This window comes from Streptomyces axinellae (genome assembly GCF_039532135.1).
GTDB classification, from domain to species: domain Bacteria; phylum Actinomycetota; class Actinomycetes; order Streptomycetales; family Streptomycetaceae; genus Streptomyces; species Streptomyces axinellae.
On the sequence record NZ_BAAARJ010000004.1, the window covers coordinates 17,319 to 30,088 of the forward strand.

Consider the following 12,770-nt stretch of genomic DNA (forward strand, 5'->3'; position numbering starts at 1 on the left):
CGGCGAAGAGGGCGCGCAGGTACCGCAGCGCGGAGAGCGCGGCCCCATCCAGCAACCCGGGAGACCCGCCCCAGCATGCCCACCCGCCACGACATCCGTAACGTCGCCATCGTCGCTCACGTGGACCACGGCAAGACAACTCTGGTCGACGCCATGCTCAAGCAGGCGGGGGCCTTCGCGGCCCATCAGCTGGAGTCCGTGGACGACCGGATGATGGACTCCAACGATCTTGAGCGCGAGAAGGGGATCACCATTCTCGCGAAGAACACCGCCATCAAGTACCACCCCAAGGACGGCGGTGACCCGGTCACCATCAACATCATCGACACCCCCGGCCACGCCGACTTCGGTGGCGAGGTCGAGCGCGGGCTCTCGATGGTGGACGCGGTCGTGCTGCTGGTGGACGCCTCGGAGGGTCCGCTTCCGCAGACCCGCTTCGTGCTGCGCAAGGCGCTGGAGGCCCGCCTCCCCGTCATTCTGTGCATCAACAAGACGGACCGCCCGGACGCCCGGATCTCCGAGGTCGTGGACGAGACCTACGACCTGTTCCTGGACCTGGACGCGGATGAGGAGCAGATCGAGTTCCCCATCGTCTACGCCTGCGCCCGCGACGGTGTCGCCTCCCTGACGCAGCCCGCCGACGGCGAGGTGCCCTCCGACAGCACCACCGTCGAGCCGTTCTTCACCACGCTGCTGGAGACGGTGCCCGCGCCCGTGTACGAGGCGGACGCGCCGCTCCAGGCCCACGTCACCAACCTGGACGCGGACAACTTCCTCGGCCGTATCGCACTGCTGCGCGTCGAGGCGGGCGAGCTGAAGAAGGGCCAGACCGTGGCCTGGATGAAGCGCGACGGCTCGGTCCAGAACGTGCGCATCACCGAGCTGATGATGACCGAGGCCCTGACCCGCAAGCCCGCGGAGAAGGCGGGCCCCGGCGACATCTGCGCGGTGGCCGGCATCCCGGAGATCATGATCGGCGAGACGCTCGCCGACCCGGAGAACCCGATCGCGCTGCCGCTGATCACGGTCGACGAGCCCGCGATCTCCATGACCATCGGTACGAACAACTCGCCGCTGGTCGGCAAGGGCGGCAAGGGCCACAAGGTCACCGCGCGCCTGGTGAAGGACCGGCTGGACCGCGAGCTGATCGGCAACGTCTCGCTGCGGGTGCTGCCCACCGAGCGCCCCGACACCTGGGAGGTGCAGGGCCGCGGTGAGCTGGCGCTGGCGATCCTGGTCGAGACGATGCGCCGCGAGGGCTTCGAGCTGACCGTCGGCAAGCCCGAGGTCGTCACCCGCGAGATCGACGGCAAGCTGCACGAGCCCGTCGAGCGGATGACCATCGACGCCCCCGAGGAGCACCTCGGCGCGATCACCCAGCTCATGGCCACCCGCAAGGGCCGCATGGAGACCATGACCAACCACGGCTCCGGCTGGGTGCGCATGGAGTGGATCGTGCCCGCGCGCGGCCTGATCGGCTTCCGTACGGAGTTCCTGACCGAGACCCGCGGCACCGGCATCGCGCACTCCCTCTTCGAAGGCCACGAGCCGTGGTTCGGCGAGCTGCGTACCCGGCACAGCGGTTCGCTGGTCGCCGACCGGGCGGGCAAGGCCACGCCGTTCGCCATGATGAATCTTCAGGAGCGCGGCACGATCTTCATCGAGCCGGGCACCGAGGTGTACGAGGGCATGCTCGTCGGCGAGAACTCCCGCGCCGACGACATGGACGTCAACATCACCAAGGAAAAGAAGATGACCAACATGCGCGCGGCCTCGGCCGACACCACGGAGAACCTGGTGCCGCCGCGCAAGCTCTCGCTGGAGCAGTCGCTGGAGTTCTGCCGCGAGGACGAGTGCCTTGAGGTCACCCCGGAGACCGTGCGCATCCGCAAGGTGAACCTGGACATGAAGGAGCGCGCACGGGCGGCGGCCCGCGCCAAGCGGTGACGCTGGGCGCTGTGCCTTGGGGGTTCCTCTGTGGGGGTGCCTTCTTTGGCCGGCGCCTTCTTTGGCCGGCGCCTTCTTTGGCCGGCGCCCTGTGTGGCTGGTGACTTCTTCGGCCGGCGCCCTGTGTGGCTGGCGCCCTGTGTGGCTGGTGACTTCTTTGGCTGGTGCCTTCCTGGGCGGTGCCCCTTGGGACCGGTGAATTTCTGACGGGCCGTCGTGGCTGGTCGCGCAGTTCCCCGCGCCCCTGTCGGGGTGCCCCCTTGGGGCCGGTGGTTTGCTGACGGGGTGTTGTGGCTGGTCGCGTAGTTCCCTGCGCCCCTGTCGGGGTGCCCCCTTGGGGCCGGTGGTTTGCTGACGAGGTGTCGTGGCTGGTCGCGCGGTTCTCCGCGCCTCTGTCGGGGTGCCCCCTTGGGGCCGGTGGTTTGCTGACGGGGTGTTGTGGCTGGTCGCGCGGTTCCCTGCGCCCCTGTCGGGGTGCCCCCTTGGGGCCGGTGGTTTGCTGACGGGGTGTTGTGGCTGGTCGCGCGGTTCCCCGCGCCCCTTTTGGGGCGGCCCCCTTCGGGGTGGTCTTGCGGGACAGCTACGCGCGGAGAGTAGCTCTCCGTGATGTGGAGCCAGAGTGACGGCAAGGGGCCGTGCCTTCGGGTGCGGCCTCTTCGCGTGAGCCGGGGGCGTCCGGATAACGGGGCGTCAGCTTGCCAAAGAGTCCGGATTGTGGCGTTTGGAGGATCCCGTTTGCCCGTTCAGCGAACATTTAAGTGTAGGTGTAACCAAAACGAGATCCAGAATCTCTGGTTCGCGGGGGGCGAAAGGGCGGATAGTGGGTGCGTAAAGCTCGGGTTAATGGGTCACGCACCGTACGCATCGTATAGAGCGAAGACTCCGCGAGCAGGGGGGCGTGTGCATGGTTCCGGCATGGTGGCCGGACTCCGCACCGCCCCCTCTCCCTTGGTGAATGACTCTGAGGAGGACGCTCCATGCGTGGTGCGAAGACTGTGAAGTGGTCCGCTCTGGCGGCGGCCGTGGCCCTGGCGGCCACGGCCTGCGGGGGCTCGGGCAGTGAGGGCGGCTCGGCCGCGGGCAAGCCCGCCGGCTATGTGTCGATCAACGTGAACGAGCCTCAGAAGCCCCTCGTTCCGGGCAACACGAACGAGTCCCAGGGCGCCTACTCCATCGAAGCACTGTTCACCGGGCTGGTGAAGTACAGCCCCGAGGGCAAGCTGGAGAACGCGAACGCGGAGTCCGTCACCTCCAAGGACTCCAAGACCTGGACGGTCAAGCTGAAGAAGGGGTGGAAGTTCCACAACGGCGAGGACGTCACCTCCGACTCCTACATCAACGCCTGGAACTGGTACGCCAACATCGCCAACAACCAGCAGAACAGCTACTGGTTCAGCGACATCAAGGGCTACGACGACGTTCACCCCGAGAAGGGCAAGGCCAAGAAGGACAAGATGTCCGGCCTGAAGAAGGTCGATGACCACACCTTCACCATCGAGCTGACCCACCCCGTCTCCTACTTCAAGGAGAAGCTGGGCTACTACACCTGGACCCCGCTGCCCAAGGGCTTCTTCAAGGACCCCAAGGGCTACGGCCAGAAGCCTGTCGGCAACGGCCCCTACAAGTTCGAGAAGTGGACCCACAAGAAGCTCATCCAGGTCAAGGCGTGGAAGGGCTACAAGGGCGACAACAAGGCCAAGAACAAGGGCCTCCAGTTCAAGACCTACTCCGGCTACGAGGCGTCCTACCAGGACGTCCTCTCCAAGAACCTGGACATCAGCCCCCAGGTCGCGCCGAAGGACCTCGCCAAGCGCAAGTCCGACTTCGGTGACCGCGCGATCGACCAGCCCTACGCCGCGACGCAGCAGATCACCCCGGCCTTCTACTCCAAGACCTTCAAGGACATCGACCCGAAGGTCCTCCAGGGCCTGTCGATGGCGATCGACCGCAAGTCGATCACCAAGACCGTGCTCCAGGGCAGCCGCGTCCCGGCCACCGGGTTCATGCCGGAGATGGTCAAGGGCTACCAGAAGCTCGACACCGACATCTTCGACTACAACCCCGCCAAGGCGAAGAAGCTCATCAAGGAAGGCGGCGGCGTTCCGGGCAACAAGGTCTCGATCCAGTTCAACGCCGACGGCGGCCACAAGGAGTGGGTGACCGCCGTGTGCGCGTCCATCCGCAAGGCCACCGGCATCGAGTGCGTGGGCGACTCGAAGCCGGACTTCCAGACCGACCTGGACGCGCGTGACGCCAAGCAGGTCAAGTCCTTCTACCGCGGTGGCTGGGTGGCCGACTACCCGCTGAACGTGAACTTCCTCAAGGAACTGTTCGACAGCAAGGCGCAGGCCAACTACGGCAAGTTCAACGACCCCCAGGTCGATGCCATGTTCCGCAAGGGCGACAAGGCCGCCAGCCTCGACGAGACCGTCAAGGAGTACCAGGGCGCCGAGCGCGAGCTGGCCAAGAAGATGCCGGCCATCCCGCTGTGGGACTACGCCGCCAACGTCGTGCACACCGACGGTGTCGACAACGTCAAGATCAACTACCGCGGCGACGTCGTCATGACGGACGTCACCGTCAAGTAAGTCCGCGCGCAGTGAGCGCCCGGGACCGCTGCCCCCACCCGGGCGGCGGCCTGGGCGCTCGCCGTCACCCCCACCCACTCACGGAGGCACCATGGGGCGCTATGTCGCGCGGCGACTGCTCCAGATGATCCCGGTCTTCATCGGGTCAACGCTCTTGATCTTCTGCATGATGTACGTCCTGCCCGGCGACCCCGTGCGCGCCCTGTGGGGCGAGCAGTCGGCCGACCCGGCGCAGATCGCGGCACTCAAGCACCAGCTGGGACTGGACCTGCCGCTGTGGCACCAGTACTGGAACTACCTGACCGGTCTGCTCCAGGGCGACTTCGGCACCCAGATCGCCACCCAGCGCCCGGTCGCCGACGTCATCGCGCAGGCGTTCCCGGTGACCATCCGGCTCACGCTCTTCGCCTTCGTCTTCACCGTCGTCGCCGGCATCCTCCTCGGCCTCGTCGCCGGGCTCCGCGCCGACAAGCTGCTCGACCGCGTGGTGCTGGTCTTCACCCTGCTGCTGATCTCGGTCCCGAGCTTCGTGCTGGGCTTCCTCTTCCAGTACATCTTCGCCTTCCAGCTGGGCTGGGTGACCCCGACCGTCCAGGACTCCGAGGCATGGGGGCAGTTGCTGCTCCCCGCGATCGTGCTCGCCGGGCTCTCGCTCGCCTACGTCACCCGCCTCACCCGCACCTCCGTCGCGGAGAACCTCCGCGCCGACTACATACGCACCGCGATCGCCAAGGGGCTGCCGCGCCGCCGGGTGGTGGGTGTGCACCTGCTGCGCAACTCGCTCATACCCGTGGTGACCTTCCTCGGTACCGACGTCGGCTCGCTGATGGCCGGCGCGGTCGTCACGGAGGGCATCTTCAACGTCCAGGGCATCGGAAACGCGATCTTCGAAGCCCTGAACCGCCGCGAGGGCTCCACGGTCGTCGGCATCGTCACGCTGATCGTGATCGTCTACCTCGTCGCCAGCCTCATCGTCGACCTGCTCTACGCGGTCCTGGACCCGAGGATCCGTTATGCCTGAGACCGCCACCGCACCCGCGCCCCCCGCCCAGGACAACTCCCAGGGCGCCGCCCCGGGCAAGGCGCCCAAGGGCCGCAGCCTCTGGTCGGACGCCTGGCGCGACCTGCGCCGCAAGCCGCTCTTCGTCATCTCGGCCGTGCTGATCGTGCTGCTGCTGACGATGGTCTGCTTCCCCGGCCTGTTCACCTCGGCCTCGCCCACGGACGCCGATCTGACCAAGCACTTCCAGGGCGAGCCCAACTACGGGCACTTCTTCGCCCCCGACTGGTTCGGCTACGACGGCCAGGGCCGCTCGGTGTGGGCCCGCATGGTCTACGGGGCCCGCGCCTCGGTGACCGTCGGCGTCATGGTGACCCTCATCGTCACCGTTCTGGGCGGCATCGTCGGCCTGATCGCCGGCTACTTCGGCGGCTGGCTGGACAGCGTGCTGTCCCGGGTCACCGACATCTTCCAGGGCATCCCCTTCCTGCTCGGCGCCATGGTCGTGCTGACCTCGTTCGCCGAGCGCAAGGTGTGGGTCGTCACCGCCGCGCTGGTCTTCCTCGGCTGGACCCAGATCGCCCGCGTCGCGCGCGGCGCGGTCATCACCGTCAAGCAGAGCGACTACGTGCACGCGGCACGCTCGCTGGGTGCGAGCACCTCCCGGATCATGTTCCGGCACATCGTGCCCAACGCGCTGGCTCCGGTCATCGTCGTCGCCACCACCGCGCTGGGCGGCTACATCGGCGCCGAGGCCACGCTCTCCTACCTCGGCATCGGCCTCGCCGACCCGACGGTCTCCTGGGGCATCGACGTCTCCGCGGGCAAGGACGCCCTGCGCACGGCGCCGCACGTCCTGATATCCCCGGCCATCATGGTGTCCCTCACCGTGCTGGCGTTCATCATGCTCGGCGATGCGGTCCGCAACGCCCTCGATCCCAAGAGCCGTTGAGGGAGGCGCGGAAAATGAGCCTGCTCGAAGTGCGCGACCTGCACGTCGATTTCCACACCCGGGACGGTGTCGTCAAGGCCGTCAACGGCGTCAACTACAGCGTGGACGCCGGGGAGACCCTGGCCGTCCTGGGCGAGTCCGGCTCCGGCAAGTCGGTGACGGCACAGGCCGTCATGGGCATCCTGGACATGCCCCCGGGCCGCATCCCCAAGGGCGAGATCCTCTTCCACGGCAAGGACATGCTCACCATGTCCAAGGAGGAGCGCCGCAAGATCCGCGGCGCGAAGATCGCCATGATCTTCCAGGACGCGCTCTCCTCGCTCAATCCGGTGCTGACGGTGGGCTACCAGCTTGGTGAGATGTTCCGGGTGCACCAGGGCATGAGCCGCAAGGCCGCCAAGGCCAAGGCCGTCGAACTGATGGACCGCGTGAAGATCCCCGCCGCCAAGGACCGCGTCAACGACTACCCGCATCAGTTCAGTGGGGGTATGCGGCAGCGGATCATGATCGCGATGGCGTTGGCGCTGGAGCCGGATCTGATCATCGCGGACGAGCCGACGACGGCGCTGGATGTGACGGTTCAGGCGCAGGTGATGGAGCTGCTCGCTGAGTTGCAGCGGGAGTTCAACATGGGGCTGATTCTGATCACTCATGATCTGGGGGTGGTCGCGGATGTGGCGGACAAGATCGCGGTGATGTACGCGGGCCGCATCGTGGAGACGGCGCCGGTCAAGGAGCTGTACCGGGCGCCCGCGCACCCGTACACGCGCGGTCTGCTGGACTCCATCCCCCGCCTCGACCAGAAGGGCCAGGAGCTGTACGCGATCCAGGGCCTGCCGCCCAACATGGCCAAGGTGCCCCAGGGCTGCGCGTTCCACCCGCGCTGCCCCGTCGCCCAGGACATCTGCCGTACCGAACAGCCCGCCCTCGCCGACGTCGGCGACGGGCGAGGCAGCGCCTGCCACTTCTGGAAGGAGACGCTCGATGAGCGAGCAGCGTGAACCGATCCTCCAGGTGCGGGACCTGGTCAAGCACTTTCCGCTGACCCAGGGCATCCTGCTCAAGCGGCAGGTCGGCGCGGTCAAGGCCGTGGACGGCATCTCCTTCGACCTCTACCCCGGCGAGACGCTGGGCATCGTCGGGGAGTCCGGCTGCGGCAAGTCCACCGTCGCCAAGCTGCTGATGAACCTGGAGAAGCCGACCTCGGGCACCATCCTGTACAAGGGCGAGGACATCACCCGGCTGTCCGGGCGGGCCCTGCGCGAGGTGCGGCGCAACATCCAGATGGTCTTCCAGGACCCGTACACCTCGCTGAATCCGCGGATGACGGTCGGCGACATCATCGGCGAGCCCTACGACATCCACCCGGAGGTGGCCCCCAAGGGAGACCGCCGACGCAAGGTGCGGGAGCTGCTCGATGTGGTGGGCCTGAACCCCGAGTACATCAACCGTTACCCGCACCAGTTCAGCGGGGGCCAGCGGCAGCGGATCGGTATCGCGAGGGGGCTGGCGCTGCGCCCGGAGATCATCGTCGCCGACGAGCCCGTCTCCGCGCTCGACGTCTCCGTCCAGGCGCAGGTCGTCAACCTCATGGAGAAGCTCCAGGACGAATTCGGCCTCTCCTACATGTTCATCGCGCACGACCTGTCCATCGTCCGCCACATCTCCGACCGGGTCGGCGTGATGTACCTCGGCAAGATGGCCGAGATCGGCACCGACGAGGAGATCTACGAGCACCCCACCCACCCCTACACTCAGGCCCTGCTCTCCGCCGTCCCCGTGCCGGACCCCTCGGCGGGGGACCGCCGCGAGCGGATCGTACTGGAGGGCGACGTGCCCTCCCCGGCCAACCCGCCCTCCGGGTGCCGGTTCCGCACCCGGTGCTGGAAGGCGGAGGCGCGGTGTGCGGAAGAGGTACCGCTGCTGGCTGTGCCGAAGGTGTTCGAGGGGGAGGGGTCCGGGGCGGAGCACGCGTCCGCGTGCCACTTCGCGGAGGTGCGGGGGGCGGTTGTCGCAGCGTAGCCCTGGCCGGGCGGGCTTGGCTGTGGGGGTGCTGTCGTTTCCCCCTCCGCCTCAGCCCGTATCCGGGGCTGCGCCCCGGTGACCCGTCGTTGCTTTTGGGACTTCGCCCCGGGTTCCTGCTTTATATGGGGCTTCGCCCCTTTCCTCGATGGCCTCGCCGGCCGGGCGTTGGGGGGCGGCTCCGCCCCCCAACTGCCTCCCGCTACGGGGGCTCCGCCCCCCCTGGAAGCCCCCGTCTCTCTACCTTTGCGCGCCCCCATGTTCCGTGGACGCCACATCTGAACCCTTGGATGCCTGGTCATCGAGCAAGAGGGCTCAAAGGACCGAAAACCTACGGGGAGGGCACGCGTACGGGGGTACCCCCGGCCGGAGGTTGGGGGAGAGGCCAAGGGGGTTGGGGGCAGCGCCCCCAACAACGGCGCCGCACCTTGGTGCGAAACCGAAGGGGCGAGGGTCTGAAGGGCCGCGCCCCACAAAGCAGCCGGGTCACAGGGGTCCATATGGGTGCCCCGCACCCAGGGGCGGGCAGGTCAACGCGGATTAGTGGGACAAACAGTGTTATGTGGGTCCGAGTCGGATGTGAACCCACAGCGCACCTAGGAGGCACCCATGCGTGGAGCCACCCGCGTCACCTGGACCGGCAGGTCGCTCGCCGCTGCCGTGGTGGTTGTCCTCACTGCCACCGGCTGCGGCGGCGGCGGGGGAGGAGGCGGCGGGGGCGGTTCCGCATCGGGGGTCGTCCGCGCGTTCTGGACCGACCCGCAGCATCCGGTCGAGCCCGCGAACACCAACGAGGTGCAGGGCGGCAAGGTCCTCGACATGGCCTTCCGGGGGCTCAAGAAGTACAACCCCGTCAGCGGGAAGGCGGAGAACGCGGTCGCGCAGTCGATCGACAGCAGCGATCAGCGGAATTTCACCGTCAAGATCAAGAAGGGGTGGAAGTTCTCCGACGGTACGCCGGTCACCGCCAAGTCGTTCGTGGACGCGTGGAACTACGGCGCGCTGGTCACCAACAAGCAGGTGAACTCGTACTTCTTCCAGTACATCGACGGTTACGGCGATGTGCACCCCGAAAAGGGGAAGCCCAAGGCGAAAACCATGTCGGGGCTCAAGGTGAAGGACAACCACACCTTCACCGTGAAGCTCAACCAGAAATTCTCGCTCTGGCCCGACACGCTGGGGTACAGCGCCTATGCGCCGCTGCCCAAGAGATTCTTCACCGACCATGAGGGGTGGCTGAAGAAGCCCGTCGGGGACGGCCCGTACCGGGTGGATTCGTACACCAAAGGGCAGTCGATGAAGCTGTCCAGGAACCCGCATTACGCCGGTCCTGACAAGCCTAAGAATAAGGGTGTCGAGCTGAAGGTCTATACGGACCAGAATACGGGCTACACCGATCTTCAGGCTGGGAATCTCGATGTGGTGGACGAGCTTCCGGCGGGGCAGTTGAAGAATGCCAAGCGGGATCTGGGCGGTCGCTACATCAATCAGCCCGCCGGGATCACGCAGACCGTTTCCTTCCCGATGTACGACAAGAGGTGGCAGGGCAAGAAGGCGGTGCTGGTGCGGCGGGGGCTTTCCATGGCGATTGACCGCAAGAAGGTGACGGAGAAGATCTACCACGGCACCCGCGAGCCGGCGACCGATCTGACGTCTCCCGTGCTGAAGGCCGCCGGCGGGTACAAGGCGGGACTGTGCGGGGATACCTGTACGTACAACCCGAAGCGGGCGAAGCAGTTGGTCGAGCAAGGGGGCGGGCTGCCCGGGGGAAGGATCAAGCTCACCTCCAATGTGGACACCGGGTCCCATCGGCAGTGGATGGAAGCGGTCTGCAACAGCATCAACGACTCGCTCGGCAAGAACGACGCCTGCGCCGTGGATCCCGTGCCGACGTTCGCCGAGTTCCGCAACAACATCTCGCAGAAGAAGATGACGGGGATGTTCAGGACGGGGTGGCAGATGGACTACCCGCTCATCCAGAACTTCATCCAGCCGATCTTCTACACGGATGCCTCGTCCAACGACTCGCACTTCTCCGACCCGGCCGCCGACAAGCTGATGGACAAGGCGAATTCGTCGCCCGACAAGAAGACTGCGATCAAAAACTTCCAGCAGGCCGAGAAGCTTATTCTCAAGCAGCTTCCTGCCATTCCGCTGTGGTATCAGAACGGCAACGCCGGTTATTCCGACCGGGTCAGTGGTGTCAAGCTCAATCCCTTCTCCGTGCCGGTCTTCACTGACATCAAGGTCAAGTGACCCGAGGTGGGGCGCTACGTCATCAGGCGACTGCTCCAGATGATCCCGGTCTTCATCGGGACCACCTTTCTCATCTTCGTGATGGTGTACGCAGTCGGGGACCCGGTCAACGCGATGTTCGGCGACCGGGCCCCCGACCCCGCCACTGCGGCCCAACTGCGCTCGGAGTTCAACCTCGACAAACCCCTGTGGCAGCAGTACGTGCTCTACATGGGAAAGATCTTCACCGGCGATTTCGGCAACGCCTTTACCGGCCAGCCGGTGACGGAACTGATCGGGAACGCCTTCCCGATCACCATCCGGCTGGCGATCATCGCGATCGTCTTCGAAATCATCATCGGCATCGTCCTCGGCGTGCTCACCGGACTGCGCCGGGGGCGGCCCGTCGATACCTCGGTGCTGATGCTGACCCTCGTCGTCATCTCCGTGCCGACCTTTGTGACCGGCACCCTGGCGCAGTATCTCTTCGGCGTGAAGTGGGGCTGGATCCGGCCGGCCGTCTCCCCCGCGGCACCCGTCAACGAACTGCTGCTGCCGGGGCTGGTGCTCGCGCTGGTCTCGCTCGCCTACGTCACGCGGCTGACCCGCACGTCCATCGCCGAGAACGCCCGCGCCGACTATGTGCGCACGGCCATCGCCAAGGGGCTGCCCCGCAGCCGGGTGACCGTGCGGCACCTGCTGCGCAACTCGCTGATCCCGGTCGTCACCTTCCTCGGCACGGACGTCGGCAACCTGATGGCGGGCGCACTGGTGACCGAGCGGATCTTCAACATCCAGGGCGTCGGGTTCCAGCTGTGGCAGGGCGTGGTCCGCCAGAACTCGCCCACCGTCGTCGGCTTCGTGACGATCCTCGTCATCGTCTTCCTGCTCGCGAATCTGCTCGTCGATCTCCTCTACGCCGTGCTCGACCCGAGGATCCGCTATGCGTGACCCGTCCTCTCCCCCAGGCCGCTGCCCGAGCTGTCCCCGCCTGGACGGTCCGCCGTCCCCGCGCCCGCCCGCCGTACCCCGCGCCGCCCGCACCGGGAGAGTGCTCGCGGGAGGCCCCTCGTGAAGGGGAGGCCCGCCGTCGGGGGGCCCGGCGGGGCCATGGAGCTGGCGGAGAGCGAAGGGGCCGGGCTGGAGGGGGGTGACGGGCGGGGGCCCCGGCGGAAGGGGCGCAGCCTGTGGTCGGACGCCTGGCACGACCTGATCCGGAACCCGGTGTTCATCATCGCGGGCCTGCTCATCGCGTTCCTGGTCCTCATCTCCCTGTGGCCCCAGCTGATCGCCGCCCGCGACCCGCTCTCCTGCGACCTGGGCCGCTCCCTGGACGAAGCCTCGGCCGGACACTGGTTCGGATACGACGCCCAGGGCTGCGACGTCTACACCCGCGTCGTCTACGGTGCCCGCACCTCCGTCACGGTCGGCGTCTGCTCCACGCTCGGGGTCGCGCTCGTGGGCAGCCTGCTCGGCGGGCTGGCCGGGTTCTTCGGCGGCGGCTGGGACGCGATCCTCTCGCGGGTGACCGACATCTTCTTCGGCATCCCGATCGTGCTGGGCGGCCTGGTCTTCCTCTCCATGACCGGCAGCCGCTCCGTGTGGACCGTCGTCTCCTTCATCGTGCTGCTCGGCTGGCCGCAGGTCGCCCGTATCGCGCGCGGCTCGGTCATCACGGCCAAGCAGAACGACTATGTCCTGGCGGCCCGGGCCCTGGGCGCCGGCAACGCCCGGATGATGGTGCGGCACATCCTGCCCAACGCCGTCGCGCCCGTGATCGTGACCGCGACCATCGCCCTGGGCACCTACATCGCCCTGGAGGCGACCCTCAGCTACCTGGGCGTCGGCCTCCAGCCGCCCACCGTCTCCTGGGGCGCCGACATCTCCGCCGCCTCCGAAGGCATGCAGTTCCGCAACGCGCCGCACATCCTCGTCTATCCGGCCGCCGCGCTGAGCGTCACCGTACTGGCGTTCATCATGCTCGGCGACGCGGTGCGCGACGCCCTCGACCCGAAGCTGAGGTGAG

General features: G+C 67.1%; 9 protein-coding genes. All 9 read left to right on the top strand.

Going from position 1 to position 12,770, the window contains the following annotated elements; translation table 11 throughout:
* The first annotated feature begins 75 nt into the window (after window positions 1-75).
* Window positions 76-1,947, top strand: a complete 1,872-nt coding sequence (gene typA, locus ABD339_RS06595; RefSeq protein WP_344563167.1) for a translational GTPase TypA — start codon at window positions 76-78, stop codon at window positions 1,945-1,947.
* 977 nt (window positions 1,948-2,924) lie between these two features.
* The gene (locus ABD339_RS06600; RefSeq protein ID WP_344563169.1) at window positions 2,925-4,535 is read left to right on the top strand and encodes a peptide ABC transporter substrate-binding protein; all 1,611 of its coding nucleotides are present in this window, start codon (window positions 2,925-2,927) and stop codon (window positions 4,533-4,535) included.
* 91 nt (window positions 4,536-4,626) lie between these two features.
* Window positions 4,627-5,556 (top strand): ABC transporter permease, encoded by a 930-nt coding sequence (locus tag ABD339_RS06605; protein ID WP_344563171.1) that lies wholly within the window; start codon window positions 4,627-4,629, stop codon window positions 5,554-5,556.
* The gene (locus ABD339_RS06610; RefSeq protein WP_344563173.1) at window positions 5,549-6,487 is read left to right on the top strand and encodes an ABC transporter permease; all 939 of its coding nucleotides are present in this window, start codon (window positions 5,549-5,551) and stop codon (window positions 6,485-6,487) included. The genes ABD339_RS06605 and ABD339_RS06610 overlap by 8 nt, the downstream gene beginning before the upstream one ends.
* A 14-nt stretch (window positions 6,488-6,501) precedes the next feature.
* Complete coding sequence (locus ABD339_RS06615) at window positions 6,502-7,488, top strand: ABC transporter ATP-binding protein (RefSeq protein WP_344563175.1); 987 nt, start codon at window positions 6,502-6,504, stop codon at window positions 7,486-7,488.
* Window positions 7,472-8,509, top strand: coding sequence for an ABC transporter ATP-binding protein (locus ABD339_RS06620; protein WP_344563176.1), 1,038 nt, complete (start codon window positions 7,472-7,474; stop codon window positions 8,507-8,509). The genes ABD339_RS06615 and ABD339_RS06620 overlap by 17 nt, the downstream gene beginning before the upstream one ends.
* 609 nt (window positions 8,510-9,118) lie before the next feature.
* The gene (locus tag ABD339_RS06625; protein ID WP_344563178.1) at window positions 9,119-10,765 is read left to right on the top strand and encodes a peptide ABC transporter substrate-binding protein; all 1,647 of its coding nucleotides are present in this window, start codon (window positions 9,119-9,121) and stop codon (window positions 10,763-10,765) included.
* Window positions 10,766-10,771: 6 nt separating this feature from the next.
* Window positions 10,772-11,695 (top strand): ABC transporter permease, encoded by a 924-nt coding sequence (locus ABD339_RS06630; protein ID WP_344563179.1) that lies wholly within the window; start codon window positions 10,772-10,774, stop codon window positions 11,693-11,695.
* Between the two features lie 159 nt (window positions 11,696-11,854).
* On the top strand, window positions 11,855-12,769 hold the full coding sequence (locus ABD339_RS06635; protein WP_344563767.1) for an ABC transporter permease: 915 nt from the start codon (window positions 11,855-11,857) through the stop codon (window positions 12,767-12,769).
* Window position 12,770: the final 1 nt, after the last annotated feature.